The organism is Citrobacter sp. CK199 (assembly GCF_030333285.1).
Taxonomy (GTDB): Bacteria; Pseudomonadota; Gammaproteobacteria; order Enterobacterales; family Enterobacteriaceae; genus Citrobacter_B; species Citrobacter_B koseri.
The window spans coordinates 331,414-358,108 of sequence record NZ_JAOWGF010000026.1; the positions used below are offsets into that span (position 1 = coordinate 331,414).

Here is a 26,695-nt window from a genome sequence, read left to right on the forward strand (position 1 = left end):
CTGGACGTTATTCCACTTCAATACTTTTCACTTTCAGCGAGTCGCCGGTATCCACCCGCAGGCGATCGCCCTGACAGTGTGGACACTGCGCGTCATGCTGCGTGATTTCAACCGCCTGGCTGCAATCCCAGCACCACGCCTGAGCGGGTTTATAGTCGATGTGCAACGCACACCCCTGCGCGAGCGTACCCTGGCAAACGATATCAAAGCTGAAGCGCACGGCGCTCTCTTCAACGCACGAGAGCGCGCCAATTTCCAGCCATACGCCAGTGACTCGCGTCACGCCATGCTGTTCCGCCTGCTGCTGGATAATCTCAACCGCGCTCTGGCACAGGGACAGCTCATGCATGCTCGCCGCTCCGGCGTCCAAACAGCAACGCACGACGCCCTGCCAGCTGCGGCGCATCGGGATCGCTGACCGGCAGCGACAGCAGCATCCGCGCGCAGTCGTCCGCCAGACGCATCCCCTCTTGCGTCGACATACCGTGGTTGAGCGGCGACATCAGCGAGCAGGAGAGGTATTGCGAAACCCCGTCCAGTTCGCCAACGGTAAAGGTCATCGCGCCATACGGCAGACGTAATCCGAGTTTTTCACTGACTTTGCGTACCGGCCAGAGCTGATAGGGGCCGGGGAAAATCAGCGCGCTCAGCATCCACGGCGCGATCACGCAGCCCGTCCACTGCCCTTCAAACAGGGTGAAGTCAGAGACATACACCGGCATATTCGGGTGCAAAAACGAGAGATCGTGCATTGAGCGTCGGGCAATCTCTTCAAACGCCGCCTGAACCTGCATTCTCGGGGAGGACGGGAACCCTGAAATCTCCTCAGACATGCGCAGCCTCCCGTGGAATAGCCTCAACGCCTGACTCGCGCAGCGCGGCAAGAACCTGCGCCATAGCAGGTTCAATCATCGCTTCAACCGTTGGCGTCAGGCCGATATGCGGCTCCAGCGATTCCGGGATCACGCCGATCAGCGTCAGCTTTTTCGGAAACTCGCCAGTGAAGCGCAGGGCCGACAGAACGTCGGCCAGGCCAAGCTGATGCGGTGAGATTTTGTTGGTGAACAGCGCAGGCACCTCATCATCACGCAGGATCATAAGGGTTCCCGGCGTGTTCTTTCTCGACACAATGGCGTCCGCGATGATCAGGTGATCTCTGTCCGCCATATCGCCGAGAAGCTCCATTCCCGCCGTGCCGCCATCAAGGATCTCCACGAAATCCGGCAGGATGTACCGCTGTTCTAACGCTTCAACGATACGCACCCCGATGGCTTCATCGGTCAGCAAAATATTGCCGACCCCTAACACTAAAATCCGCATTACAGAACCTTAACTGAGACGACTTCGTTCCCGTCAGCGTCCACTACGTGCACCGCGCACGCCATGCAAGGGTCGAAGGAGTGAATGGTACGCACCACTTCCAGCGGTTTTTCTGGATCGGCGATCGGCGTCCCCACCAGCGACTGCTCGTACGGCCCCACTTCATCGTTAAAGTTACGCGGACCGGAGTTCCAGGTGGACGGAACCACCGCCTGGTAGTTGCTGATAATGCCGTCTTTAATAACCATCCAGTGAGAGAGCATACCGCGCGGCGCCTCAAGGAAGCCCACCCCTTTAAACTCACCCGTCGCCGGGATATCCGGTTTGACGAACGTGGTGTGGTCGCCTTTCCCGATATTGGCGATCAGCGCGCTGTACTGGTTTTGCAGAATACCCTGCAATTCGCAGCAGTGAACGGTGCGGCCAATAATACGCCCCAGCGTGGAGTGCAGTTGCGCTACTTCCAGCGTTTTACCGGTCAGTTTCTGGTAGATCGCGATAATTTCATTCAGTTTGGCCTTCGTGGACTCGCGTCCCGCCGCCAGTTTAACCAGCATATTGGCCAGCGGCCCCACTTCAACGGTTTTGCCGTAGAAGGTCGGGGACTTAACCCACGAGTATTTACCGTCATCAGACCAACCGGTGTATTCCGGGACGGTAGTCCCTTCCCACGGTTCCTGCGGCGCTTCGTCTTTGTACCAGGCGTGCTTCGCGCTCTCCTGAATCCCTTTAATCAGGTATTCATCGGAATGCGAGGCGATCGGGCGATACGTCGACAGATCCGCATTCTGGATATAGCCGCCAGGGAACAGGAAGCTGCCGTTTTTACCGTCGGTCGGAAATTCCGGCGCGCTCAGGTAGTTAACCGCGCCTTTTCCGCGCTCCAGCCATTCTGGATAGAACGCCGCGATTACCGCCGTATCCACCTTGTAAACCTGCTCAACAAAGTCGCTCAGCTTGTCGATGAAGGACTTGATGTACATCAGGCGTTCAAGGTTCAGCACGCCGAGACCGTCGAGGTTGATCGGGTTCGCCACCCCGCCCACCGCCAGGTTCTGGATGTGCGGCGTTTTACCGCCCAGCAGCGCCACCACGCGGTTGGCGTCACGCTGGCATTCCAGCGCTTGCAGATAGTGCGCGACCGCAATCAGGTTCACTTCCGGCGGCAGTTTCATCGCCGGGTGTCCCCAGTAGCCGTTAGCGAAAATCCCTAACTGGCCGCTGGCAACGAGGTCTTTGATCTTGTTCTGCACCTTCGTGAACTCTTCCGCGCTATTCAGGTGCCAGCTCGACACGCCGTTCAACAGCGCCGACGCTTTCGCCGGATCGGCTTTCAGCGCAGAGGTGATATCCACCCAGTCCAGCGCAGAAAGCTGGTAGAAGTGCACAATATGGTCATGGGTAGTATGCGCCGCCAGAATGATGTTACGGATGTACTGCGCATTGACCGGAACGTCAATCTTCAGCGCGCTCTCCGCCGCACGAACGGAAGAGATCGCGTGGGTCGTGGTGCATACACCACAGATACGCTGCACAATCATCCAGGCATCGCGCGGATCGCGATTCTTCACGATCTCTTCCATGCCGCGCCACATGGTGCCGGATGCCCATGCTTTTGACACCACACCGTTTTCGATTTCGCAGTCGATGCGTAAATGACCCTCAATACGGGTTACCGGATCAATAGTAATTCTCTGGCTCATGCTTTGCTCGCCTCATGACGATTGTGATCGTTTTGTTTTAATGGAGGAAGTATCGGCAGTAGACGAATGAGTAAGATGTATGCACAAATCTCAATAGCCACAAAACCAATAGAAATCAGCAGTTCTTCCCAGGTGGGGAAGTAGTGGTAGCCGCCGCCGGGATTGAACGCCACCAGCGAGTAGGACATACGCCACGTTGCGCAGCCCAGCAGCATACTGAGGGCGGACAGATACAACATCCGCGAGTCGCCGCGCAGTTTCGGCAGACGGAGCACCACCAGCGGGAAGACCATCAGCAGGACTTCAACCCAGAACAGCAAGGAGTAGTAGTCACCGGCAAACGCATAAGAGAGCTTGTCGCGGTAAATCAGTTCACCAAAACGGCACACGAGGAACAGCGCGATGAAAACGCTGATAGTACCAGTCAGCTTGATAAACAAACTTTTCTCATCCGGGCCGTTGCCTTTTAAGCCGCTCTGCACCAGAGAGCCTTCAAAAATAACGATGGAAAAGCCCATGATGAAAGCGGTGAACAATGAGAACAACGGCAGCATTTCATAGCTCTGCCACAGCGGATGTACTTTAATACCGGCGGCAATCATCAACGATCCCATTGACGACTGGTGCATGGTCGGCAGCAACGCCCCGAGAGCGATAACAAAGAACATCACTTTGTTCAGACGCTTAAGCGAGACTTTCCAGCCCAGGCGTTCAAACAACGCGGGGGCAAACTCCAGCGCCATCACGCCGATGTAGATGGTCATACAGACCGCCGTTTCAAACAGCACCGAGTTCACATTGAAGTGCCCTGGGATGTAGAAATACGGCAGGTTCCAGTAACGACCAACGTCAATGGTGATCGACAGCCCGCCCAAAGAGTAACCGAACAGGCTTGCCAGCAGCGCCGGGCGCACCAGTGGATGGTATTGCCCCCGGTTGAAGACATACACCGCCCACGCCAGCGCCCAACCGCCGCACGCGAAACCGGTGCCGATCAGCAGGTCAAAAGCGATCCACACGCCCCAGGGGAAGCCGCCGTTCAGATCGGAGACCGATCCCAGCCCGAAGACCAGACGTTTCACAATGAGAAGCATGCACAGGACGACAAGCGGCCCGAAGATGATGATCGGTTTACTGATTATTTTCCCGCCCAGCGGTTTAGGATCATGACTCATGATCGTCTCCTCCGTCGTGATGCTCGTTTTTCGTATTACGACGAACCATCACGGTTAAGCCCGCCAGCACAGCCAGTGGCAGCATCATGCCTTTATACAGGGTGTGTTGAATGTGTTCAGAACGCGCGCCAGTTGACAGATCGGCCAGTTGAGGGAGATCCAGATTCTGGTAAGGAACGCCAGTCAGCACCAGCACCTGCGTGCCGCCGCCCTCTTTTTCACCGTACAGATGCGGGTAATACTTCGGTACGGTATGCAGATACGTATCGCCAGTCTGCAACGTCTGGCGCGGATAGTGGTATTCGCTGCCAGGCTTCAGCGCCAGGCGTTTTTGCGCCTCCGCCATTAGCTCTTCTCGCGTACCAAAAATCACCGCGCCCGCCGGACATACCTCAACGCACCCCGGCAGACCGCCTTTGTCCAGACGTTCAACGCCCTTCTGGTTGCACAGTTCACACTTGTGCAGCGCGCCAAACGGGTTGTTGTAGTCGTATTTCGGCACGTTGTACGGACAGGCGACCATGCAGTAGCGACAGCCGGTACAGACGTCTTTGTTGTAATGAACGATGCCGGTTTTCGGGTCTTTCTTCAGCGCGGATACCGGGCAAACGGAGACGCAGTTAGGGTCAACGCAGTGCATACACTGTTTCTTAATGTACGCGTAGCCGTTCTCTGTCTGATCTTTATTGACGCCACTTCCGCTATGCCACACCTGAATGATGTTATTGGTGTAAGGCGACAGCTTGTCGTTATTCGACCAGGTTTGCGCCCCTTCCGGGTTACGCGCCGGGAAGTTGATATCCTGGCATTTGGTCACACACGCCTGACAGCCCACGCACAGCGTCGAGTCATACAGCATCCCCAGGGAACCCGGGATAGGCGGGCGGTTTTCCGCAGCCGCATGGCTGATGGACGGCGACGCGCCCAGCAGCAATGCCCCGCCAGAGGCTGCTTTAATAAAGTTACGTCTGTTCACGGTTATTCTCCCCGTGAGTCAGCGTTATCTTTCTTCTGCTGACGCCCCAGTTCACGTACCGCCATCACGCTGACACCGGCAACCAGCCCAACCACGCCGCCAAGCAGCCCAACGGCGCCTGTGGAAATGTGGCCGCCCTCTTTCAGGTTGACATCCGGCTTCTCGGAACGCGGGGTTTGATTTTCCACATGGGCGAGTTGGTGGATGCCTTTATGAAAGCCAACGCCTTCCTCGTTACAGCCGTAGCAGGGGTGCCCAATCGCCACCGGCCACACGCCGCCGACATCGCAGAACTGCAACGTCGAACAGTTGCCGTAGGTTTCAGGCCCTTTACAGCCCAGATGGTAGAGGCACCAGCCTTCACGGTGGCCTTCATCGCCGAACTCTTTGGCGAAGCGACCGGCGTCAAAATGCGGGCGGCGTTCGCAGTGTTCGTGAATCAGACGGCCATAGGCGAAGGTTGGACGGTTTTTGGCATCCAGCTTCGGCGGTTTACCGTAAGTGATGATGTGGGCAACCGTTGCCAGGAAGTTATGCGGGTTCGGCGGGCAGCCCGGGATATTGATAACGGTTTTGCCCGGCAGGACTTCCTGCAACCCGACGGCGCCGGTCGGATTCACGCCAGCGGCAGCGACGCCGCCCCACGCGGAACAGGAGCCGATCGCGATAATCGCCGCTGCGCCTTCCGCCGCCTTGCGGATGTGATCCACAATCGGCTCTCCGGCAACCATGCAGTAAATACCGTTATCTTTTAATGGGATGGAACCATCGACAACCAACACATACTGCCCTTTATACTTCTCCAGAGCGTTATGCTTGTTCTCTTCAACCTGATGGCCGAAGGCGGCGGAGAGGACCTCGTGGTACTCCAGAGAGATCGTTTCCAGAACGAGGTTTTCTACCGTTGGGTGGGTCGCGCGAAGGAGCGATTCGGTACATCCCGTACATTCCTGAGCGCCGATCCAGACGACGGGCGGGCGCTGCGGACGGGAAACCGATTCGGCCATTTCTGCGGCGGCTTTGCTACTGAGCCCCATGGTTGCGGCCAGTGCTGCACAAAGCTTCATGAAATCACGACGATTAACGCCGTGAGAAGTGATGAGAGTATTATCTCCAGTCATTTTATTGTTATTCCGTTGCAAAGACCTGGCTCTATTTTGCACCGTTCACAAATAACTTATTGCGATCGGCGCGCCATTTACCACACTTTCTTTATGGTTATTGAACCATGATACTTTGACGGAACAACAAAACGAAGGAGTAAGACAATAGTGTAATTAATTAAACCGGGGTAATACCCCCTTCGGATCAATTTTCGAGACGATAACCCGCCATAAAGAACCGGATAGTCGTATTCGATTGATTCTCCCGAAAGAAGTCCATCACCATATCTTTGTCCAGGCCATAACGGCGCGTCAGAATTCCCGCTTCCCAAGCGCTTAATTGTCGATCGCCGGTTTTTTCAAACATGCGATGCGAAAATCCTAATACGAATCCGCGCTTATAATCAGAACAAAAACCCGCCACGTTACGCGCGCTATCGGCACACGTTGCGTTTAATCCGGCCATCAGGCCCTTACCAAAATGATTGTCCATGATACCTCCAATCGCTATATAACAAATTATATAGCGATTTTTTAAGCGAACGCCAGAGGTATCACATACTTTTTTTTACCGGATCAGAAGGCGACCCATTCATCGCCTGACTTCTCGGCAGACGCCCCGCGCGGACTGGCTGGAGGGACCGTTTTCGCCGGGCTGATTTGCGCGTCATTATGAGAAAGTCGGAACTGTTGCACAGAGCGTTGCAGCTCTTCCGTTTGCCGTTCCAGCGCCGCCGCTGCCGCAGAAACTTGCTCCACCAGCGCGGCGTTTTGTTGGGTCACGCTGTCCATCTGGGTTATCGCCACGCCAACCTGAGAGATCCCTTTGCTTTGTTCCTCGGAAGCGGCGGCGATCTGCTTCATGATGGTGGTGACTTCGGTTACTCCGCGCAGAATGGCCTCCATTGTCGCGCCCGTCTCCTGCACCAGCTGCGCACCCTGCTCGACGCGACGCACGGATTCAGCGATCAGCGTTTCAATCTCTTTGGCAGCCCCGGCGCTACGGCTGGCCAGATTACGCACTTCACCGGCGACGACCGCAAACCCACGCCCCTGTTCACCGGCTCTGGCGGCTTCAACGGCGGCGTTCAGCGCCAGAATATTGGTCTGGAAGGCAATACTGTTGATGACATTCGTAATTTCGGCGATCTGTCTGGAGCTGGCTGAAATACCGTCCATCGTCTCAACCACTTCAGAAACCAGCGTGCCGCCTTTTCCGGCCGTCGCGGAAGCGGCATCAGCAAGCTGACTGGCCTGGCGCGCATTATCCGCATTCAATTTCACCGTCGCGGTGAGCTGTTCCATGCTTGCAGCTGTCTCTTCCAGCGCCGCTGCCTGCTCTTCCGTACGGGAAGAGAGATCGTTGTTACCGCTGGAGATCTCTGTCGCGCCGCGCCAGATATTGTCACTGCCTGAACGAATCGAACTGACCGCTTCTCGCAGACTATCCTGCATCGCGCTCAGTAGCGGCACCAGACGACCGACACAGTTACGGCCAAACTCTTCAATCGGCTGGCTCAGATCGCCTTGCGCAATCTGGCGGAACTGTTGGCGAATGCGCGCCAGCGGTTTCACTAACATCGTGACCAGGTAACGGTCGGTAAAGAAGAGAATCACAATTCCCAGAATAACGGCAGTGATAATCAGGGTGCGGATAATTGACGTTTTGCCGTCCACCATCACGCGGGTGCTGTCCAGTATCGTGCCGGCCGCGCTGTTAAAACGTTCTGCGCTGGCGCCGAAGGCGCGGCTCAGGGCGGGAGTGACATTATTCGCCTGTTCTGCAAATTCGGTGAGCGTACCCTGCTGCGCCAGTTGCATCTGCGGCGCGACGCCCTTATCAAGCAACGCCTGCCAGTTTGCCAATACCGCAGCGGCGATCTCCGGGTCCATCGGCCCTGGAGAGAGCGTTTTCATCTCTTCCAGCTTTTTGCTCATATTGTCCAGCGCCTGCTGTACTGGTACAAAATCGGGCGTACCGCCGCCGATTTTAACGTCCATCGCACGGCTTAAACGCGTGACAAAACGAAAATACTGATCGTTCCCCTGACTTAGCACCGTCATCTGACGCACAATATGACGATCGATATCATTCCCTTCCGCCACTTTAGATAATGCATGGACGCTGAATAAACCAACGCCCGACCAAAGAAGACAGAAGAGCCCCAATATTGTCAGCATGACAATACGAATAGTGAAGTTTTGCAGCAAACGCATAAGAATTTCCTTGCCATACTTGAGGGATTCGCCATCAGGCGACACTTATCCTCGTTATCGGCAGAGAATGCAGAATATATACTTTCTTTATTGTTTTTTTACTTAACTAAGTATACGAATCATCGTCAGCACGCTATTCCTGTGAATGCTTATAAAGCATAACGGCATTATTATGCCGCAAAGCAATATGCCGCACCTGAAATAATCATTTGTTTTTCATTGTAAATATTTCTCAAACCAGGCCAGAGTGCGCGCCCAGGCCAGATCCGCTGCGGCCTTATCATAGCGGGGAGTCGAATCATTATGAAAACCATGATTCACCCCAGGATAGATATACGCCTCATAGACTTTATTATTCGCCTTCAGCGCCGTTTCGTAGGCAGGCCAGCCTTCATTAATTGAGGTATCTAACTCAGCGTAATGTAATAATAAAGGCGCATTAATTTTAGGTACATCTGACGCCGGAGCCTGACGACCATAAAAAGGAACGGCGCACGCCAGTTCTGGATAGGCCACCGCCGCCGCATTTGATACGCCGCCGCCATAGCAGAATCCCGTAATAGCCACTTTTCCGCTGGCCGCCGGATGACGCTGCATAAACTCAATCGCGGCAAAGAAATCATTCATTAATTTTGTGGGATCAACCTGCTGCTGTAATTCCCGCCCCTTATCGTCATTACCGGGGTATCCACCTACTGAGCTTAATCCATCAGGCGCCAGCGCAATATAACCCGCTTTCGCCACGCGTCGTGCGACATCCTCAATATAGGGATTCAGCCCCCTGTTCTCGTGTACGACCACGACCGCAGGCGTTTTACCCGTCGCCTTCGCTGGTTTCACCAGATAGCCGCGCACCTCGCCATGCCCGTTCGGTGACGGATACGTAATGTATTCCGGCAAAATGTCCGGGTCGGTAAATTCCACCTGCACCGCCAGCGCGTAATTCGGCTTCAGGAGATTAAACAGCGCAAGCGCGGTCACGCCGCCGACGGCATACTTTGCCGCGAGGTTAAGAAACTCGCGTTTAGAGATTTTTCCATGTGCATAGTAGTCATAGTAATCGAGCAACTCCTGCGGAAAGTCTTTGGCAGTCAGACGCGGCATAGTTTCACTCCTGAATTGATGTTTTTTTAAGCAAAGCATAACGACGTGTTTTTGCCCAATTTTTCGCATCAATGTGACCTGACGAACGGGATAAACCCCGCTGAGCCGCTAGAATAGAAACGTTGTTTTGAAATTCACTTTCTCTAAGGAGATGACATGGCCTGGTTAGCCAACCCCGAACGTTATGAGCAGATGCTTTATCGCTACTGCGGTAAAAGCGGTTTGCGTTTACCCGCGCTATCGCTGGGTTTGTGGCACAGTTTCGGCCACGTTCAGGCGCTGGATTCACAGCGTGCGCTGCTGCGTAAAGCCTTTGATTCAGGCATCACCCATTTTGATTTAGCCAATAACTACGGCCCGCCGCCGGGAAGCGCAGAAGAGAACTTTGGCCGTTTGCTGCGGGAAGATTTTGCGCCGTATCGCGATGAGCTGATCGTTTCCACCAAAGCGGGTTATGACATGTGGCCTGGGCCATACGGCTCCGGCGGGTCGCGTAAGTACCTGCTCGCCAGCCTCGATCAGAGCCTGAAGCGGATGGGGCTGGACTATGTCGATATCTTCTATTCCCACCGTGTCGATGAAAACACGCCGATGGAAGAGACCGCATCCGCGCTGGCGCAGGCGGTACAAAGCGGTAAGGCGCTTTACGTCGGCATCTCCTCCTATTCGCCTGAGCGAACTCAACGAATGGCGGAACTGCTGCGCGAATGGAAAATCCCGCTGCTGATTCATCAGCCTTCCTACAACCTGCTCAACCGCTGGGTGGATAAAAGCGGCCTGCTGGATACGCTGGCGGCCAACGGCATGGGTTGCATTGCGTTCACACCGCTGGCTCAGGGATTGTTAACCGGAAAATACTTAAACGGTATCCCGGAAGGTTCACGTATGCAGCGTGAAGGGAAAAAAGTTCGCGGTCTGACGGAGAATATGCTGACGGAAGCGAATCTGAACAGCCTGCGTTTACTCAATGAGATGGCGCAACGTCGCGGCCAGTCAATGGCGCAGATGGCGCTTAGCTGGCTGTTGAAAGATAATCGCGTGACGTCGGTGCTGATCGGCGCCAGTCGACCAGAGCAGCTGGAAGAAAATGTGCAGGCGTTGTCGAACCTGACATTCAGCGCTGACGAGTTAGCGCAAATCGATAAACATGTCGCGGACGGCGAGCTGAACCTCTGGCAAGCCTCATCGGATAAATAACGCTTTCGGGCACGCGCGCCGGGTGGCGGTTTCGCCTTACCCGGCCAACGTCAGGCACATTTATTAAACCTCTTCCGGTTTGATTAGCGGCCGCTGATATTCAGGCCACACCAGAGCAACCAGGGAGGGATACGCCTCCAGGCTAAATTCCCGGAAACATTGCCGCAAGTTAAGCACATCCAGATCGGAATGCGGAACCTTTTCCCCGTTCAGACAACGCTTTTTAATGTTGTCATAATATTTATAGACCGCAGAGTTGAGATCGCTGCAACGGCGCTGCGCATCAAATAACCCCGGCGTTCCATTTAGCTCCGCCATCGTCATCCGCTTTATCGTTGCGTGAAGAAAATCAATATATTCGTGATTGACTCGCCAGTACCATACCGGTGTAATAGTATTCATGAGCGACGAAAAATGATCTTCGCCCTCCTCTTTGGACAAGGGTTCCGCTTGATTTACTGGATTAGACGCCTCAGCAGAGCGCTGTTTATTAAATTCGTGCATCAAGAAAAGCACGCCGCCAGTGAGTAATAGCAGAGTGATAATAGAATAAAAAATGCTGTTCATATGCCGACTCCATTTTTTTTGATTTTAAAATTACACCATGCTATTGTCAACGAGACCTGCCTTATAAAAAACAATATACTATTGATAGTAAAGGACATTCCAACATGCTTCCCGAGCATCTTGTGCCGACTCGTTTTCATTTATCTGCCTCGCCAGGCGATGCTGAGACCGTAGAAAATAGTGAAAATTTGACTCAGGGAAAGAAAACGCTGAGCGATTACGAGCCAGATATTTTAATTAGCGCCGCACCGACTGGTCAATCTAAAAACATGTTACTTGAAGAACGTGACCGTCATTTAAAAGACCGGCTTTATCGCGTAGCTAAAATTGAGACGTTTGCTCGTCTTATTAATAGCCTACAGGCGGAAGGCGATGTTGATGCTCAGGCATTAAGTAAAATTCTGGCAGATGCCACAACAAAAATAAACGATCACGGCAATGAAATTTGGCTTAATCTCATAACCAGAGAGAAAAACTCTCCCGTTTTTTATTCTCTGGAAGAGAAATAATATGAAAGACGTTGAAGATAATAATGTTTATTTAGCTTTAGATAATAATAAAAGCGATGAATTTATCTTAAAGCAAAATCTTAAAGCGCTTATCGCCAATAAAAACGCGACCCTCGAACAGGTGGCGCAGGAGATCGTGTCGATTCCCGCCGCGTTAGTACGGCTGAAATGGCAAAATCGCCGTGAAATCTATGCGCTCCAGGTCAAAGAAGAGATCTACGGTTCGGTTATCAATACGATTATTGAGCAACATCCCGAGATGCGGGACAAAATCATGGCGCGCCTGGAGAGCACATATCAGCACTTACTGGCGCGAGAAACGGCGACCCTGCGCCTGACCCGTAAGCTATCCGATGGCGATTACCGAACGACCAATATCACCACCGTCGCGCTGAATGAAAAACGGTTCTCCACGACGAAGTAATCTGGTGAGTCAGCAATCCAGCGATACCACATCAGGCAATAAAAAAGCCGGGTACGGCTTGCGCCCTACCCGGCCTGTCTGTCTGCCCATCAGCAACAACGATTACTTCGCTTTCGCGACCTCTTCACCCACGAGACCAATTTTCAGGTAACCCGCCTGGTGCAGCGTATCCATCACTTTCATCATTGTTTCATAATCAACGGTTTTATCCGCACGGAAGAAGATCGTCGTGTCTTTCTTCCCTTCGGTTAACGCGTTCAGCTCGCCGATCATGGTTTCATCCGTTACCTGATCGTTGCCGATAAACATGCTGTTGTCGGCCTTCACGGACAGATAAACCGGTTTTTCCGGGCGCGGCTGCGGGGTGCTGGTGGACGCAGGAAGATTCACCTTCACGTCCACCGTTGCCAGCGGCGCGGCCACCATAAAGATAATCAGCAGAACCAGCATGACGTCGATAAACGGCGTCACGTTGATTTCATGCATTTCACCGTTATCGTCCAGATTTTCATTAAGACGCATTGCCATGGAACATTATCCTACACGTAATTTCTGCGCGGTACGTACCGGCTGAGCGGAAGCGCTCGCGTTCAGATCCAGATCGCGGCTTTGTAGCAACAGAATCTGTGCCGCCACGTCGCCCAGCGTCGCTTTGTAGCTGCCGATCTGACGTGCGAAAATGTTGTAAATCACAACCGCAGGAATTGCCGCGACCAGGCCGATCGCCGTAGCCAGCAACGCTTCCGCGATACCCGGCGCGACAACCGCGAGGTTGGTGGTCTGGGTTTGCGCGATGCCGATGAAGCTGTTCATGATGCCCCATACCGTACCAAACAGACCGACAAACGGAGAGATGGCGCCGATGGTCGCCAGGTAGCCATTGCCGCGTCCCATATGACGGCCAACCGCCGCTACGCGACGCTCCAGGCGGAACCCGGTACGCTCTTTAATACCTTCGTTGTCTTCACTGCCTTCCGACAGTTCCAGCTCGTTCTGCGCTTCATAGAGCAACTGTGAGCTTAAACTTTTCGCCGCGAATGCGGAGGCAATATTGCTGGCCTGGTCTAAAGAACGCGCTTCAGCCAGCTGCTGTTGTTCACGCTTGAGCCGACGCTTCTGCGTAAAGAACTCAAGACTCTTACTGAAGAAGATAGCCCAGGTGACTACTGACGCCAGAATCAGACCAATCATCACGCACTTAACCACGATGTCGGCGTGCTGATACATACCCCAGACGGAGAGATCCGTCTGCATCAAATTATTACCCACTCTGTATCTCCAGGACGCAAATCACAAATTCTGAGCGTAATAATATCAAAACGACGTCGAATTGATAGTCGTTCTCATTACTATTTACATAGTGCCGCACCTTTGGTTTCTTTTCCTTGCGCTTACGCAGTAAAAAAGTCACCAGATGTCATTTTGAGAAAATTTTCTGCTTTATGCCGATTCTTCAGGATGCGTCACTCATCATTCATGATAGTTTAGACATCCAGACGTATAAAAATGGGTACTCCAACATGGCAGAAAAACATCTTGAAACCAAACTGGTGAGCGCAGGACGCAGCAAAAAATACACGCTGGGATCGGTGAACAGCGTCATTCAGCGCGCCTCTTCGCTGGTATTTGACACCGTAGAAGCCAAAAAGCACGCCACCCGCAACCGCGCCAATGGCGAACTTTTCTATGGCCGTCGCGGAACGCTAACCCATTTTTCGCTACAGGAAGCCATGTGCGAACTGGAAGGCGGCGCCGGATGCGCGCTCTTCCCCTGCGGCGCGGCGGCTGTCGCCAACACGATTCTGGCCTTTGTGGAACAGGGCGATCACGTCCTGATGACCAACACCGCTTACGAACCCAGTCAGGATTTTTGCACCAAAGTTCTCGCCAGACTCGGCGTGACGACCGGCTGGTTTGATCCGCTGGTCGGCGCGGATATCGTGAAGCATATTCAGCCCAATACGAAAGTAGTGTTTCTCGAATCCCCTGGCTCCATCACGATGGAAGTGCATGACATCCCGGCGATTGTCGGCGCGGTAAGACGCGTTGCGCCAGACGCTGTCATTATGATTGATAACACCTGGGCGGCGGGCGTGCTGTTTAAGGCGCTGGATTTCGGGATCGATATCTCCATCCAGGCAGGAACGAAATATCTGATTGGTCACTCGGATGCGATGGTCGGCACAGCCGTGTCTAATGCGCGTTGTTGGGAGCAATTGCGTGAAAACGCCTATCTGATGGGGCAAATGCTGGACGCGGATACCGCTTATATGACCAGCCGTGGGCTACGTACGCTGGGCGTGCGCTTGCGCCAGCATCATGAAAGCAGCCTGAAAGTCGCCGAGTGGCTGGCGAATCACCCTCAGGTCGCCCGCGTTAATCATCCCGCCCTTCCTGGCAGCAAAGGCCACGAATTCTGGAAGCGCGATTTCACGGGCAGCAGCGGGTTGTTCTCGTTTGTGCTGAATAAAAGGCTGAGTAATGAGGCGCTTTCCGCTTATCTGGATAATTTCAGCTTGTTCAGCATGGCTTACTCCTGGGGCGGCTTTGAATCCTTAATTCTGCCTAACCAGCCGGAACATATCGCCGCCATTCGTCCCGAAGGCGACGTTGATTTCACCGGCACGCTGATCCGTTTGCACATCGGTTTAGAGAATGTTGACGATCTGATTGCAGATTTAGCCGCAGGATTCACGCGTATTGTGTAAAGTTTCCAGTCATGGACAGAATTGCAGACACTCCGGGCAGAAAAGTCTGCATTTGTTGCGTCCGGGATCAAGGCATCCCGGGCAATTCAGGAGTACAATAGCCCCATAAACGCGGTTCCACAGGAAAGTCCATGGCTGTCATTCAAGATATTATCGCTGCGCTCTGGCAACACGATTTTGCCGCGCTGGCGGACCCACACGTTGTTAGCGTTGTCTACTTTGTGATGTTTGCCACGCTATTTTTAGAAAATGGCCTGCTCCCGGCCTCTTTTTTACCCGGAGACAGCCTGCTCTTACTGGCAGGCGCGCTGGTTGCACAAGGTGTCATGGACTTTGTCCCCACGATCCTTATTCTGACGACAGCCGCCAGTCTCGGCTGCTGGCTGAGCTATATTCAGGGGCGCTGGCTGGGAAATACGCAAACGGTGAAAGGCTGGCTGGCGCAGCTTCCCGTTAAATACCATCAGCGCGCGACCTGTATGTTCGACCGGCACGGCCTGCTGGCGCTGCTTGCCGGGCGCTTTCTGGCGTTTGTGCGCACCCTGCTGCCCACAATGGCGGGGATTTCAGGGCTGTCCAGCCGCCGGTTTCAGTTTTTTAACTGGCTGAGCGGGCTGCTGTGGGTCGGCGTGGTGACCAGTTTCGGCTACGCGCTCAGCATGATCCCATTCGTGAAACGTCATGAAGATCAGGTGATGACGTTTTTGATGATCCTGCCGATTGCCCTGCTGGCCGCCGGTTTGATCGGCACATTATTCGTCGTGATCAAGAAGAAGTATTGCAGCGCCTGATTTGCTGATTGCCGGATGGCGCTTACGCCTATCCGGCTTACACATGATTAGCTTCCCTGCATCATTCTCATTCGTGCCGCATCCTCCCCCGGCGTTACGCCAAAATAGCGTTTGAACTCCCGACTGAACTGCGACGCGCTCTCGTAGCCAACGCGCATCGCAGCGGCGCTGGCTTTCATCCCGTCGTGAATGATCATCATCCGCGCTTTATGCAGACGATAGGTTTTCAGGTACTGCAACGGCGAGGTACTGGTAACGGATTTAAAATTATGATGGAACGCCGAGACGCTCATGTTGGCTTCCGCAGCCAGTTGCTCAACGTTCAGGTTCTCGGTGTATTTGGTTTCAATCCGCTTCAGCACCCGGCTAATCAGGCTGAAATGGGTCTGACGGCTGACCAGCGCCAGCAGCGCGCCGCCACGCGGCCCCATCAGAACGTGATACAGAATTTCGCGAATAATCTGTTTCCCCAGAATACGCGCATCCAGCGGCCTTTCCATCACATCTAACAGGCGTTCCGCCGCACAAAGAATGTCATCCGACAGCGTGGCGGAGTTAATCCCGCTTGCCGCCATCGACGGTTGAAACAGATCGTCCTCGCCAATGTCCATCAGCAACTCCTGCAATTGCAGGATATCAACATTCAGACGAATCCCCGCGAGCGGTACTTCCGGCGTCGCATAAGTTTCACATTCAAAGGGTAAAGGTACGGTCAGCAGCAGATATTCATTGGCATCGTACTGAAATACGCGTTCATTGATATAACCGATCTTATGCCCCGAAAAGAGAAATATGATGCCAGGCTGATACATCACAGGCGTACGCAGCCCCGGCTCCGTGCCGTAGAGCAGACGCACGTCGGGCAGGCAGTCATTCAGGTTATTTTGATTGTTTATCAGCTGCTTAATTTTATCTGTCAGCAACAGGCAGATGGCTTCACGGTTCATGGCGCGCTTTTTTCTCATCGGTTTACGACGCGTTGATTGTGCGCAAATTTATCTTTTTTCTCCAGCGCTCTGGAGAAATGGGCAAGACATTGGCAGAAATGAGCATTGAGAGGAAGGCGGCTGGCGACCACAATGTTCACCATCAGGCAGACATTCGCCTGCCCACTTTTTTACCCACATAAGGGAACGAGCAATGAACAACTTTAATCTGCATACCCCAACCCGCATTCTGTTTGGTAAAGGCGCGATTGCCGATCTGCGCGATCAAATCCCTCAGGGCGCCCGCGTATTGATCACCTACGGCGGCGGCAGCGTGAAAAAGACCGGCGTACTGGATCAGGTACATGACGCGCTGAAAGGTCTGGACGTGCTGGAATTTGGCGGCATCGAGCCAAACCCGTCTTATGAAACGCTGATGAACGCCGTCAACATTGTACGTGATGAGAAAGTGACGTTCCTGCTGGCGGTCGGCGGCGGTTCCGTGCTGGATGGCACTAAATTTATCGCGGCGGCGGCGCAATATGACGAAGGCGTGGACCCGTGGCGCATTCTGGAAACCCGTGGCAACGACGTGAAAAGCGCCGTACCGATGGGATCGGTGCTGACGTTGCCGGCAACGGGTTCAGAATCTAACTCCGGGGCGGTGATTTCCCGTAAAACCACCGGCGATAAGCTGGCCTTTATGACACCGTTCGTCCAACCCGTGTTTGCGGTGCTCGATCCGGTTTATACCTACACCCTGCCGCCGCGCCAGGTTGCTAACGGCGTTGTGGATGCATTCGTTCACACCGTTGAGCAGTATGTCACTTATCCGGTTGACGGAAAAATTCAGGATCGCTTTGCCGAAGGTATCCTGCTGACGCTTGTCGAAGAAGGCCCGAAGGCGCTGAAAGAGCCGGAAAACTACGATGTTCGCGCCAACGTAATGTGGGCGGCCACTCAGGCGCTGAACGGTTTGATCGGCGCGGGCGTCCCGCAGGACTGGGCAACGCATATGCTGGGTCATGAGCTGACGGCGATGCACGGCCTTGATCACGCGCAGACGCTGGCTATCGTCCTGCCTGCGCTGTGGAATGAAAAACGCGATACCAAACGCGCCAAACTGTTGCAGTACGCAGAGCGAGTCTGGAATATCACCGACGGTTCCGACGATGCGCGTATTGATGCCGCCATCGCCGCCACCCGCCGCTTCTTTGAGCAAATGGGCGTACCGACTCGCCTGTCTGATTACGGTCTGGACGGCAGTTCCATTCCGGCATTGCTGGCAAAACTGGAAGCGCACGGCGGCACAAATCTGGGTGAACATCAGGACATTACGCTGGATGTCAGCCGTCGGATTTACGAAGCGGCTCGCTAAGGTTTTTTCGCCTCTGGCTTTCGTTTTTGGACATTTCGTCCAGACTTAAGTCACACAACCTCACCGGAGTTTGCTCCGGTGAGATCGCATAAAGGAGGAACGCATGGCTAATCCAACCGTTATCAAGCTACAGGATGGCAACGTAATGCCACAACTGGGCCTGGGAGTCTGGAAGGCAAGCAACGAGGAAGCAATTTCCGCCATTCATAAGGCGCTGGAAGTGGGATATCGCTCCATTGATACCGCTGCGGCGTACAAGAATGAAGAAGGCGTCGGAAAAGCGTTAAAAGATGCCGGTATCGACCGGGAAGAACTGTTTATTACCACCAAATTGTGGAATGACGATCAGAAACGCCCTCGAGAAGCCTTGCAGGAAAGCCTGGATAAGCTCCAGTTGGATCACCTCGATCTCTATCTGATGCACTGGCCCGTTCCGGCTATCGACCATTATGTTGACGCCTGGGAAGGGATGATTGAACTGCAAAGAGAGGGGCTGGTGAAAAGCATCGGTGTGTGTAACTTCCAGGTAAACCACCTCCAGCGTCTGATCGATGAAACCGGCGTTACACCGGTGATCAACCAGATCGAATTGCATCCGCTGATGCAACAGCGTCAGCTGCATGCCTGGAATGCGACGCACAAGATCCAGACCGAGTCCTGGAGCCCGCTGGCGCAAGGCGGCGCAGGCGTTTTCGATCAGAAAATCATTCGCGATCTGGCGGATAAGTACGGTAAATCTCCGGCGCAAATTGTGATCCGCTGGCATCTGGATAACGGGCTGGTGGTGATCCCTAAATCCGTCACCCCTTCACGTATTGCGGAAAACTTCGACGTCTGGGATTTCCGTCTCGACAAAGACGAATTAAGCGAAGTGGCCAAACTTGACCAGGGTAAACGCCTGGGGCCGGACCCGGATCAGTTCGGCGGCTAACCTTCCTTTCCGGCCCGACATTTCTGTCGGGCTTTTTGACTACCTGGCGGGTTTGGTAGAAAGTGTTGAGTCGGTACGACGCGAATTGTGAACTCAGCAACGGAGAAAAGGAATGAGCTGTATTTTTTGCCAAATCGTTGAGGGTAAAGCCCCCTGCCATAAGATCTGGGAAGACGAGCATCATCTGGCCTTCCTCTCCATCTTCCCGAACACCGACGGTTTTACGGTGGTGATCCCGAAGAAGCATTATCCCAGCTATGCGTTCGACTTGCCGCCGCAGGCGCTGGCCGATCTGATGCTTGCCACCCAAAAAGTGGCGAAAAAGCTGGATAACGCCTTCCCGGACGTGGGGCGTACGGGAATGTTTTTTGAAGGATTTGGCGTGGATCATGTGCACAGCAAGCTCAGCCCCATGCACGGCACCGCTAACCTGAGCGAATGGAAGCCTATTGAATCGCGGCAGGCGAAATTCTTTGAACAGTACGAAGGTTATTTGTCATCGCATGACCACGAACGGGCGGATGACGAAAAACTGGCGGCGCTGGCCGCCAGAATTCGTGAAGCGAACGCGTAATCCGTCCGTTTGCCGGATAGCGGTGCAGGCACCTTATCCGGCAAACAGCTAACGGGTTTAACGTCCGGCTACCTTGCTGCGTTTTTTATTGCTTGCAGGCGTCTGACGCTGATGCGCCACTGGCGTATGCTTAGTCAACGCCGGGCGCGTGTTGCGGTTCTGACGACGGGCTTCACGCATCTCGTCCAGCGTAGGCGCCGGAACCAGACACTCGCGACGACTGCCAATCAAATGCTTTTTCCCCATCTCTTCCAGCGCCTGGCGAATCAGCGGCCAGTTCGCCGGATCGTGGTAACGCAGCAGCGCTTTATGCAGACGACGCTGTTTGTCGCCTCTCGGCACCACCACGTCTTCACTCTTATAGCCAATTTTACCCAGCGGGTTTTTCCCGGTGTAATACATGGTCGTCGAGTTCGCCAGCGGCGACGGATAGAAGTTCTGCACCTGATCCAGACGGAAGCGATGGCGTTTCAACCACAGCGCCAGATTCACCATATCTTCGTCCCGCGTACCGGGGTGCGCAGAGATAAAATACGGGATCAGGTACTGCTCTTTCCCGGCCTGTTTTGAGTAAAGGTCGAACAGTTCTTTGAAGCGATCATAGCTGCCCATGCCCGGCTTCATCATCTTCGACAGCGGCCCTTCTTCGGTATGCTCCGGCGCAATCTTCAGATAGCCGCCCACATGATGGCTCGCCAGCTCTTTGATATAACGCGGATCTTCAACGGCAATGTCGTAACGCACGCCGGAGGCGATCAGGATCTTCTTGATGCCTTTCAGATCGCGGGCGCGGCGATAGAGGTTGATCGTCGGCTCATGGTTGGTATCCATATGCGAGCAGATATCCGGGTACACGCACGACAGGCGGCGGCAGGTTTGTTCCGCGCGCGGCGACTTACAGCGCAGCATATACATGTTGGCCGTCGGCCCGCCGAGATCGGAAATCACGCCGGTAAAGCCCGGTACGGTATCGCGGATCGCTTCGATCTCATTGATGATCGAATCTTCTGAACGGCTCTGAATAATGCGGCCTTCGTGTTCGGTAATCGAGCAGAACGAGCAGCCGCCGAAACACCCGCGCATGATGTTAATCGAGAAGCGGATCATTTCGTAAGCCGGAATGCGGCTGTCACCGTATGCCGGATGCGGCACGCGCTTATACGGCAGCGCAAAAACGCTGTCCATCTCTTCGGTAGAGAGCGGAATGGCGGGCGGGTTGATCCAGATATAGCGATCGCCATGCTTTTGCATCAGCGCACGCGCGCAGCCAGGGTTGGTTTCGTGATGCAGAATACGCGACGCGTGCGCATACAGCACCTTATCGCCCTTCACCTTCTCAAAGGACGGCAGCAGCACGTAGGTTTTCTCCCACGGCTTCGGACGCGGCGGCTGAACGGTCACGGCTTTGGCTTCCTGCTTTTTCGGCGCAACCGGTTTGTTATCCGCGCACGGCAGATCTTCGCCATACGGATGGGGGATCGGATCAATTTTCCCCGGCGTATCCAGACGCGTGGAATCAACCCCACTCCAGCCCGGCAGGGCTTCTTTAACAATAATCGCGGTGTTACGCACATCGCGGATCTGGCCGATCGGCTCCCCCATTGCCAGGCGGTGCGCAACTTCAACCAGCGGGCGCTCGCCGTTGCCGAACATCAGCATATCGGCTTTCGCATCCACCAGCACCGAGCGGCGTACGGTATCAGACCAGTAATCATAGTGCGCGGTACGACGCAGGCTGGCTTCAATACCGCCGAGGATCACCGGCACGTCTTTCCAGGCCTCTTTACAGCGCTGGGTATAGACCAGCGTCGCACGATCCGGGCGCTTGCCCGCCACGTTATCCGGCGTATAGGCGTCGTCATGGCGCAGTCGGCGATCGGCGGTATAACGGTTGATCATCGAGTCCATGTTGCCCGCTGTGACGCCGAAAAACAGATTCGGTTTCCCCAGACGCATAAACTCATCTTTGCTGTTCCAGTCCGGCTGGGCAATGATGCCGACACGGAAACCCTGCGCTTCCAGCATACGACCGCAAATCGCCATCCCAAAGCTCGGATGATCGACATACGCATCACCGGTAACCAGAATAATGTCGCAGCTATCCCAGCCAAGTTGATCCATTTCGTCGCGTGACATCGGCAAAAAAGGCGCGGGGCCAAAACAGGCCGCCCAGTATTGAGGCCAGGAGAAAAGATCTCTGTCTGGCTGGATCAGGGATATTGCGCTCATAATGCTTCCAAAAAAATGGTAAAAAAATAATCAAAGGCCGGGGATTATATGCCGGAACGAAAGAGAAAGGTATTCACTTCTCGCCCTTGCGGGCGAGGGAAGATTTACGGCGCCGGGTTCACCAGCATTTGTCCGATAGACCCCCGGTCGGCCATTTCCAGCGTCTGGCTGTTGAAGTAGAACGGGAAGTGCGCCCAGGAAGGCTGTCCGTAATAAACCAGCAATTCCACCTGTCCGTCCACCCATACCGTATCTTTCCAGCCCCGATCTTCCGGGAACGGCATGGCGCCATTGACGTTGCGGATCAGGAAAGAGACACCCTCAATATGGAAGGGCTGCGGCATATCGGCGCGAACGGTCCAGCGCTCCCAGGAACCTTGCTGGGCGGTGATATCAATGCGGTTGACGTCCCACAATTGCCCGTTGATGCCGGGATCATCCCCGAGGCTGATATCCCGACTGCGAATCGGCGCGCCGCTGACAATCTCCGTTGGCAATAAACGCATCGGCAGGCTGTCAGTCACCAGCGGCAGCAACCCGGTTGGCCGTAAGGTCAGCACCAGCGTAGAGACCAGAATGCTGGAAGGTTCAAAGAAGCCACGGATGCGATCGACAATACTGGCCGCTTCCCCGCAGGTGATCGACACCTCATCGCCATTGGTCATATCGACCAGAATTTCCCGGCGTTCACCGGGCGCCAGCGACAGTTGTTTGACGGACACCGGCGCGGGTAAAAGGCCCTGATCGCCAGAAATAACATGCAGCGCGCGACCGTCGCTCATTTGCAACTGGTAACGGCGAGAGTTTGACGCATTCAGCAAGCGCAGGCGTACCCAGCCGCGGGAAACTTCCACGTAAGGACTTTGCGCGCCGTTGACCAGCAGCGTATCGCCAACAAACCCGCCGCTGCCCGGTTCGCTGTACTCCGGCGTACCGAAATTATCCAGCCGCTTATCCTGGATAATGATCGGGAAATCATCCACGCCGTAATGATTGGGGATCGGCAGCGATTTGCTGACCTCATCCTCGATCAGCCACATCCCGGCAAGGCCGTTATAGACCTGCTGCGCGGTACGGTTTGGCGTATTGGCGTGATACCACAGCACGGCGGCGTTCTGACGAATCGGCAATACCGGCGCCCAGTCAGCGTTGGGCGACATCATCCGCGCAGGGCCGCCCATCAGCGGCCCCGGCACCTGCAATCCGCTGACGGTCATAGAGACATTTTCAGTCAGGCGGTTGCTGTAGATGAGCTTAACGTCATCCCCTTTCCAGACGCGAATCGTCGGCCCCAGGTAACGCCCGTTAATCCCCCAGACGGGCGCGCGCGTACCCTGCGTAAAGGACCAGTGCGCGCGCTGCAACGTCATAAACAACGGCTGCCCGCGACGGGACTCCAGCAGCGGCGGAACGGGCAGAGGCTGCTGCTGACCGGCTGCATTAGCCTTCAGCGGAACGGCACCGGCACACAGTGCGATCCCCGAAGCCTGAATGAACTGACGCCGACTGAGTGACATATAAGCTCCATTTAAAACAGACAAAGAGTGCGCAGGAAGTCGTTTCCCACAAAAACGCGATCACACTGATTCAGACTTTGCCGGTCGCTTCGCGCTCTGCAATTTCCTGATCGAGTTCTGCAATTTTTTGTTCCATCAACGAGCGGCAATGCGCCGCCAGTTCACGAACCTGATCCTTACCAAACTGGCTGATGTCCACCGGCGGCAGCATCTCTACAATCACCAGACCGTTATTCAGTCGGTTAAGCTTAATTTTATTCGATGTATTGGAAACACACACTGGAATCACCGGAACACCGGCGGCGATAGCGGCATGAAAGGCGCCGGTTTTAAACGGCAACAGGCCACGGCCACGGCTGCGCGTTCCTTCCGGGAACATCCAGATAGAGATACGGCGCTTTTTAAAATGGCTCACCACTTCCGCGATTGTGCCGTGCGCTTTGGCACGATTATTTCGGTCAATCAACAAGTTACCGGTTAACCAGTACAACTGGCCAAAAAACGGGATCCAGACCAGGCTCTTTTTGCCGACCGTCACCGTAGGCGGTTGCACAATGTTTGCTGCCGTCACCATATCGTAGTTGTTCTGATGGTTAGCGATATAGATAGCGTTGCCATAGCTTTCGGCATCAGCAGGCTTACGGCACTCCACCTTCAGGCCATAAAGCGGCGCCAGACGGCCAAACATATGGCCAAACGTCGCGACGTGCTTCGGGTTACGCGGGCTGAAAAGGCAGTAGATCGAACCGAAAATGCAGACAAGAATGCAGTAAATAACGGTAATGATTAGACGAAAGATATATAGCATAACAACCTCTGAAGGCCTAAGAGCGTCGCATTCTACGTCACCTGATATCAGGTTAGGGCTTTGTTAAGAGCGGCTCTCTGGAAAAGCGTATTGTTAATCGCAATGCGCGAATAAACAACGGTTTTACGGGAAATTTTATTGTTAATCCGGCCTGACAGCATCGTTAAAACCGCAGGCCGGACAAGGCGTTTACGCCGCCATCCGGCACAATGAGATGGCCTGATGGCGCTTAAAATCGCCTTATTCTTCGCTGTCGCCGTCGCGGGCGCGTCGTGGCGAGTCAATCTCAATACGATCGATGCGCTGCAAACCGCGCATCAGCGTACCGCGACGACCGCGCTCGCCGGTCACTTTTTGCAGCTCTTCAGGGCGCAGTTTGATTTTGCGCTTGCCGACATGAATCGTGAGCGTGCTTTGCGGCGGCAGAACGTAGAGCTGGGCCAGCGTATCGTCGCCTCTGGCCGCTTCCGCAGACGGAATGTTGATGATCTTATTCCCTTTCCCCTTCGACAACTGCGGCAGATCGCTGACCGGGAACATCAACATACGCCCGGCGGCGGTGATCGCCAGCAGCATATCGGTTTCATCTTCAATCACCACCGGCGGCATAACGTGCGCGTTTTCCGGCAACGTGATCAGCGCCTTACCCGCGCGGTTGCGGGCCACCAGATCGTTAAAGGTACAGACGAAACCATAGCCGGCATCCGAGGCCATCAGCAGTTTCTGCTCATCCCCTTCCATCAGCATATGCTCTACGGTCGCGCCCGGCGGCAGCGTCAGTTTACCGGTCAACGGCTCGCCCTGACCACGCGCCGACGGCAGCGTAATCGGGTCGATGGCGTAGCTGCGCCCGGTCGTGTCGATAAACACCACCGGCTGGTTGCTCTTGCCTTTCACCGAGGCTTTCCAGCTGTCGCCCGATTTATAGTTCAGACCCTGCGCGTCAATATCATGGCCTTTGGCGCTACGCACCCAGCCCATCTGCGACAGCACGATCGTCACCGGTTCAGACGGCAGCATGTCATGCTCGCTCATCGCTTTAGCTTCTTCACGCTCGCGCAGTGGGGAGCGGCGATCGTCGCCATACGCGTCTGAATCCGCCTGCAACTCTTTCTTCAGCAGGGTGTTCATTTTGCGCTCGGAGGCCAGAATGCCCTGCAATTGATCGCGTTCTTTCGCCAGCTCATCCTGTTCGCCGCGAATCTTCATCTCTTCCAGTTTGGCGAGATGGCGCAGTTTCAGTTCGAGGATGGCTTCGGCCTGAGTTTCCGTGATGCCAAAACGCGACATCAGCGTCGGTTTCGGTTCATCCTCATGGCGGATTATCTCAATCACTTCGTCGATATTGAGAAACGCCACCAGCAAACCTTCCAGAATATGCAGGCGCTTGAGGACTTTCTCCAGACGATAGTTCAGGCGACGACGCACGGTATCGCGACGGAACGCCAGCCATTCGGTCAGAATCTCCAGCAGGTTTTTCACCGCCGGGCGACCGTCCAGACCGATCATGTTCAGGTTGATGCGGTAGCTCTTTTCCAGGTCCGTGGTCGCAAACAGGTGGTTCATCACCTGCTCCATATCCACGCGGTTGGAACGCGGCACGATCACCAGACGGGTCGGATTTTCGTGATCGGACTCGTCGCGCAGATCGTCAACCATCGGCAGCTTTTTGTTCCGCATCTGGGCGGCGATCTGCTCCAGTACGCGAGCGCCGGATACCTGGTGCGGCAGCGCGGTAATCACCACCGCGCCATCTTCTTTTTTCCATACCGCGCGCATACGCACGGAGCCGCGACCATTTTCGTAAATCTTACGGATTTCCGCACGGGAGGTGATGATTTCCGCTTCGGTCGGGTAGTCCGGCCCCTGCACGATATCCAGCACCTGCTCAAGCGTTGTTTTCGGCTGCTCAATCAGGGTGATCGCGGCTTTCGCCACTTCGCGCAGGTTATGCGGCGGAATGTCTGTCGCCATCCCAACGGCGATGCCGGTGGTGCCGTTGAGCAGAATATTGGGCAGACGCGCAGGCAGCATCTTCGGCTCTTGCAGGGTGCCATCAAAGTTCGGCACCCAGTCCGCCGTCCCCTGACCGAGTTCACTCAGCAGGACTTCCGCATATTTCGACAGGCGGGATTCGGTATAACGCATCGCCGCGAAGGATTTCGGATCGTCCGGCGCGCCCCAGTTCCCCTGCCCGTCAACCAGTGGGTAACGGTAAGAGAACGGCTGCGCCATCAGCACCATCGCTTCATAACAGGCGCTGTCGCCGTGCGGATGGTATTTACCCAGCACGTCGCCGACGGTACGGGCGGATTTTTTAAATTTGGCGCTGGCGTTCAGCCCCAGTTCAGACATCGCGTACACGATGCGACGCTGAACCGGCTTCAGTCCGTCACCAATAAACGGCAACGCCCTGTCCATGATGACGTACATGGAGTAGTTCAGATAGGCGTTTTCCGTGAATTCATGCAGCGCAAGGCGCTCTGCCATATCGCTCATTAATCGTGGTTCCTCAACTGTTAGCCTGAACAATAACCC

The 26,695-nt window shown here is 54.6% G+C and carries 26 protein-coding genes; 8 read left to right on the top strand and 18 right to left on the bottom strand.

Annotated features, from left to right (window positions below; translation table 11 throughout):
- Positions 1-7: 7 nt before the first annotated feature.
- The 10 genes from hypA to yghX all read right to left on the bottom strand — a co-directional run bounded on the left by hypA (position 8) and on the right by yghX (position 9,598).
- Positions 8-349 carry a hydrogenase maturation nickel metallochaperone HypA gene (hypA, locus tag OGX75_RS12650; protein WP_012135124.1) on the bottom strand — a complete coding sequence of 114 codons (342 nt, stop codon included), beginning with the start codon at positions 347-349 and terminating at the stop codon, positions 8-10.
- Positions 342-833 (bottom strand): hydrogenase-2 assembly chaperone, encoded by a 492-nt coding sequence (gene hybE / locus OGX75_RS12655; protein WP_286451115.1) that lies wholly within the window; start codon positions 831-833, stop codon positions 342-344. The genes hypA and hybE overlap by 8 nt, the downstream gene beginning before the upstream one ends.
- A complete protein-coding gene (locus tag OGX75_RS12660) occupies positions 826-1,320 on the bottom strand; it encodes a HyaD/HybD family hydrogenase maturation endopeptidase (protein WP_012135126.1) in 495 nt (164 codons plus the stop codon). Before OGX75_RS12660 ends, hybE begins: the two co-directional genes overlap by 8 nt.
- Positions 1,320-3,023: a hydrogenase 2 large subunit gene (gene hybC, locus OGX75_RS12665; protein WP_012135127.1), complete on the bottom strand. Its 1,704-nt coding sequence runs from the start codon at positions 3,021-3,023 to the stop codon at positions 1,320-1,322. Before hybC ends, OGX75_RS12660 begins: the two co-directional genes overlap by 1 nt.
- Entirely contained in the window at positions 3,020-4,198 is a 1,179-nt protein-coding gene (gene hybB / locus OGX75_RS12670) for a Ni/Fe-hydrogenase cytochrome b subunit (protein WP_012135128.1), read from the bottom strand. The genes hybC and hybB overlap by 4 nt, the downstream gene beginning before the upstream one ends.
- Positions 4,188-5,174: a hydrogenase 2 operon protein HybA gene (gene hybA / locus OGX75_RS12675; protein WP_024130950.1), complete on the bottom strand. Its 987-nt coding sequence runs from the start codon at positions 5,172-5,174 to the stop codon at positions 4,188-4,190. The genes hybB and hybA overlap by 11 nt, the downstream gene beginning before the upstream one ends.
- Before the next feature lie 2 nt (positions 5,175-5,176).
- Entirely contained in the window at positions 5,177-6,295 is a 1,119-nt protein-coding gene (gene hybO / locus OGX75_RS12680; RefSeq protein ID WP_047461202.1) for a hydrogenase 2 small subunit, read from the bottom strand.
- Between the two features lie 187 nt (positions 6,296-6,482).
- Positions 6,483-6,770 carry a DUF2623 family protein gene (locus OGX75_RS12685; RefSeq protein WP_012135131.1) on the bottom strand — a complete coding sequence of 96 codons (288 nt, stop codon included), beginning with the start codon at positions 6,768-6,770 and terminating at the stop codon, positions 6,483-6,485.
- A gap of 83 nt (positions 6,771-6,853) precedes the next feature.
- On the bottom strand, positions 6,854-8,494 hold the full coding sequence (locus OGX75_RS12690; RefSeq protein ID WP_286451114.1) for a methyl-accepting chemotaxis protein: 1,641 nt from the start codon (positions 8,492-8,494) through the stop codon (positions 6,854-6,856).
- Between the two features lie 216 nt (positions 8,495-8,710).
- A complete protein-coding gene (gene yghX / locus OGX75_RS12695; RefSeq protein ID WP_047461196.1) occupies positions 8,711-9,598 on the bottom strand; it encodes a YghX family hydrolase in 888 nt (295 codons plus the stop codon).
- A 156-nt stretch (positions 9,599-9,754) separates the two neighbouring features.
- Here yghX and OGX75_RS12700 point away from each other — a divergent pair, with 156 nt between their 5' ends.
- Positions 9,755-10,795: an aldo/keto reductase gene (locus tag OGX75_RS12700; RefSeq protein WP_047461193.1), complete on the top strand. Its 1,041-nt coding sequence runs from the start codon at positions 9,755-9,757 to the stop codon at positions 10,793-10,795.
- A 63-nt stretch (positions 10,796-10,858) separates the two neighbouring features.
- Here the strand turns inward: OGX75_RS12700 and OGX75_RS12705 are convergent, their stop codons facing one another.
- Positions 10,859-11,362 (bottom strand): ESA_00282 family adhesion-associated protein, encoded by a 504-nt coding sequence (locus OGX75_RS12705; RefSeq protein ID WP_012135136.1) that lies wholly within the window; start codon positions 11,360-11,362, stop codon positions 10,859-10,861.
- A gap of 104 nt (positions 11,363-11,466) precedes the next feature.
- On the opposite strand from OGX75_RS12705, the gene OGX75_RS12710 reads away from it, so the two are divergent.
- Together OGX75_RS12710 and OGX75_RS12715 are read left to right on the top strand one after the other, a co-directional pair.
- Positions 11,467-11,871, top strand: coding sequence for a hypothetical protein (locus OGX75_RS12710; protein WP_286451113.1), 405 nt, complete (start codon positions 11,467-11,469; stop codon positions 11,869-11,871).
- Between the two features lies 1 nt (position 11,872).
- The gene (locus OGX75_RS12715) at positions 11,873-12,295 is read left to right on the top strand and encodes a hypothetical protein (RefSeq protein WP_012135138.1); all 423 of its coding nucleotides are present in this window, start codon (positions 11,873-11,875) and stop codon (positions 12,293-12,295) included.
- Between the two features lie 102 nt (positions 12,296-12,397).
- On the opposite strand, the gene exbD is transcribed toward OGX75_RS12715, so the two are convergent.
- Together exbD and exbB are read right to left on the bottom strand one after the other, a co-directional pair.
- Positions 12,398-12,823 (bottom strand): TonB system transport protein ExbD, encoded by a 426-nt coding sequence (gene exbD / locus OGX75_RS12720; protein ID WP_012135139.1) that lies wholly within the window; start codon positions 12,821-12,823, stop codon positions 12,398-12,400.
- Between the two features lie 6 nt (positions 12,824-12,829).
- Positions 12,830-13,564, bottom strand: coding sequence for a tol-pal system-associated acyl-CoA thioesterase (exbB, locus tag OGX75_RS12725; protein ID WP_024130953.1), 735 nt, complete (start codon positions 13,562-13,564; stop codon positions 12,830-12,832).
- Between the two features lie 251 nt (positions 13,565-13,815).
- On the opposite strand from exbB, the gene metC reads away from it, so the two are divergent.
- Both metC and yghB read left to right on the top strand, forming a co-directional pair.
- Positions 13,816-15,003: a cystathionine beta-lyase gene (metC, locus tag OGX75_RS12730; RefSeq protein WP_024130955.1), complete on the top strand. Its 1,188-nt coding sequence runs from the start codon at positions 13,816-13,818 to the stop codon at positions 15,001-15,003.
- Between the two features lie 131 nt (positions 15,004-15,134).
- The gene (gene yghB, locus OGX75_RS12735) at positions 15,135-15,794 is read left to right on the top strand and encodes a DedA family general envelope maintenance protein YghB (protein ID WP_012135142.1); all 660 of its coding nucleotides are present in this window, start codon (positions 15,135-15,137) and stop codon (positions 15,792-15,794) included.
- A gap of 47 nt (positions 15,795-15,841) precedes the next feature.
- Here yghB and OGX75_RS12740 read toward each other — a convergent pair whose 3' ends face one another.
- Positions 15,842-16,741: an AraC family transcriptional regulator gene (locus OGX75_RS12740; RefSeq protein WP_137675730.1), complete on the bottom strand. Its 900-nt coding sequence runs from the start codon at positions 16,739-16,741 to the stop codon at positions 15,842-15,844.
- A 193-nt stretch (positions 16,742-16,934) separates the two neighbouring features.
- On the opposite strand from OGX75_RS12740, the gene yqhD reads away from it, so the two are divergent.
- From yqhD to OGX75_RS12755, 3 genes are all read left to right on the top strand, one after another.
- Positions 16,935-18,098: an alcohol dehydrogenase gene (gene yqhD, locus OGX75_RS12745; protein ID WP_012135145.1), complete on the top strand. Its 1,164-nt coding sequence runs from the start codon at positions 16,935-16,937 to the stop codon at positions 18,096-18,098.
- A gap of 103 nt (positions 18,099-18,201) precedes the next feature.
- Positions 18,202-19,029: a 2,5-didehydrogluconate reductase DkgA gene (gene dkgA, locus OGX75_RS12750; protein ID WP_012135146.1), complete on the top strand. Its 828-nt coding sequence runs from the start codon at positions 18,202-18,204 to the stop codon at positions 19,027-19,029.
- Between the two features lie 112 nt (positions 19,030-19,141).
- Positions 19,142-19,603 carry an HIT family protein gene (locus tag OGX75_RS12755; RefSeq protein WP_012135147.1) on the top strand — a complete coding sequence of 154 codons (462 nt, stop codon included), beginning with the start codon at positions 19,142-19,144 and terminating at the stop codon, positions 19,601-19,603.
- 57 nt (positions 19,604-19,660) lie between these two features.
- Here OGX75_RS12755 and OGX75_RS12760 read toward each other — a convergent pair whose 3' ends face one another.
- The 4 genes from OGX75_RS12760 to parC form a co-directional block, all read right to left on the bottom strand.
- Positions 19,661-21,832 (bottom strand): YgiQ family radical SAM protein, encoded by a 2,172-nt coding sequence (locus OGX75_RS12760; RefSeq protein WP_286451112.1) that lies wholly within the window; start codon positions 21,830-21,832, stop codon positions 19,661-19,663.
- Between the two features lie 104 nt (positions 21,833-21,936).
- Entirely contained in the window at positions 21,937-23,349 is a 1,413-nt protein-coding gene (gene ftsP / locus OGX75_RS12765) for a cell division protein FtsP (RefSeq protein WP_012135149.1), read from the bottom strand.
- A 70-nt stretch (positions 23,350-23,419) separates the two neighbouring features.
- The gene (plsC, locus tag OGX75_RS12770) at positions 23,420-24,157 is read right to left on the bottom strand and encodes a 1-acylglycerol-3-phosphate O-acyltransferase (RefSeq protein ID WP_047461176.1); all 738 of its coding nucleotides are present in this window, start codon (positions 24,155-24,157) and stop codon (positions 23,420-23,422) included.
- Between the two features lie 240 nt (positions 24,158-24,397).
- Positions 24,398-26,656 (bottom strand): DNA topoisomerase IV subunit A, encoded by a 2,259-nt coding sequence (gene parC / locus OGX75_RS12775; protein WP_047461173.1) that lies wholly within the window; start codon positions 26,654-26,656, stop codon positions 24,398-24,400.
- Between the last annotated feature and the right edge of the window lie 39 nt (positions 26,657-26,695).

Excerpts from the sequence above, each read along its gene's own strand:
- hypA (WP_012135124.1), bottom strand. The coding sequence starts at position 349 with ATGCATGAGCTGTCCCTGTGCCAGAGCGCGGTTGAGATTATCCAGCAG.
- hybE (WP_286451115.1), bottom strand. The coding sequence starts at position 833 with ATGTCTGAGGAGATTTCAGGGTTCCCGTCCTCCCCGAGAATGCAGGTT.
- OGX75_RS12660 (WP_012135126.1), bottom strand. The coding sequence starts at position 1,320 with ATGCGGATTTTAGTGTTAGGGGTCGGCAATATTTTGCTGACCGATGAA.
- hybC (WP_012135127.1), bottom strand. The coding sequence starts at position 3,023 with ATGAGCCAGAGAATTACTATTGATCCGGTAACCCGTATTGAGGGTCAT.
- hybB (WP_012135128.1), bottom strand. The coding sequence starts at position 4,198 with ATGAGTCATGATCCTAAACCGCTGGGCGGGAAAATAATCAGTAAACCG.
- hybO (WP_047461202.1), bottom strand. The coding sequence starts at position 6,295 with ATGACTGGAGATAATACTCTCATCACTTCTCACGGCGTTAATCGTCGT.
- OGX75_RS12685 (WP_012135131.1), bottom strand. The coding sequence starts at position 6,770 with ATGGACAATCATTTTGGTAAGGGCCTGATGGCCGGATTAAACGCAACG.
- OGX75_RS12690 (WP_286451114.1), bottom strand. The coding sequence starts at position 8,494 with ATGCGTTTGCTGCAAAACTTCACTATTCGTATTGTCATGCTGACAATA.
- yghX (WP_047461196.1), bottom strand. The coding sequence starts at position 9,598 with ATGCCGCGTCTGACTGCCAAAGACTTTCCGCAGGAGTTGCTCGATTAC.
- OGX75_RS12700 (WP_047461193.1), top strand. The coding sequence starts at position 9,755 with ATGGCCTGGTTAGCCAACCCCGAACGTTATGAGCAGATGCTTTATCGC.
- OGX75_RS12705 (WP_012135136.1), bottom strand. The coding sequence starts at position 11,362 with ATGAACAGCATTTTTTATTCTATTATCACTCTGCTATTACTCACTGGC.
- OGX75_RS12710 (WP_286451113.1), top strand. The coding sequence starts at position 11,467 with ATGCTTCCCGAGCATCTTGTGCCGACTCGTTTTCATTTATCTGCCTCG.
- OGX75_RS12715 (WP_012135138.1), top strand. The coding sequence starts at position 11,873 with ATGAAAGACGTTGAAGATAATAATGTTTATTTAGCTTTAGATAATAAT.
- exbD (WP_012135139.1), bottom strand. The coding sequence starts at position 12,823 with ATGGCAATGCGTCTTAATGAAAATCTGGACGATAACGGTGAAATGCAT.
- metC (WP_024130955.1), top strand. The coding sequence starts at position 13,816 with ATGGCAGAAAAACATCTTGAAACCAAACTGGTGAGCGCAGGACGCAGC.
- yghB (WP_012135142.1), top strand. The coding sequence starts at position 15,135 with ATGGCTGTCATTCAAGATATTATCGCTGCGCTCTGGCAACACGATTTT.
- OGX75_RS12740 (WP_137675730.1), bottom strand. The coding sequence starts at position 16,741 with ATGAACCGTGAAGCCATCTGCCTGTTGCTGACAGATAAAATTAAGCAG.
- yqhD (WP_012135145.1), top strand. The coding sequence starts at position 16,935 with ATGAACAACTTTAATCTGCATACCCCAACCCGCATTCTGTTTGGTAAA.
- dkgA (WP_012135146.1), top strand. The coding sequence starts at position 18,202 with ATGGCTAATCCAACCGTTATCAAGCTACAGGATGGCAACGTAATGCCA.
- OGX75_RS12755 (WP_012135147.1), top strand. The coding sequence starts at position 19,142 with ATGAGCTGTATTTTTTGCCAAATCGTTGAGGGTAAAGCCCCCTGCCAT.
- OGX75_RS12760 (WP_286451112.1), bottom strand. The coding sequence starts at position 21,832 with ATGAGCGCAATATCCCTGATCCAGCCAGACAGAGATCTTTTCTCCTGG.
- ftsP (WP_012135149.1), bottom strand. The coding sequence starts at position 23,349 with ATGTCACTCAGTCGGCGTCAGTTCATTCAGGCTTCGGGGATCGCACTG.
- plsC (WP_047461176.1), bottom strand. The coding sequence starts at position 24,157 with ATGCTATATATCTTTCGTCTAATCATTACCGTTATTTACTGCATTCTT.
- parC (WP_047461173.1), bottom strand. The coding sequence starts at position 26,656 with ATGAGCGATATGGCAGAGCGCCTTGCGCTGCATGAATTCACGGAAAAC.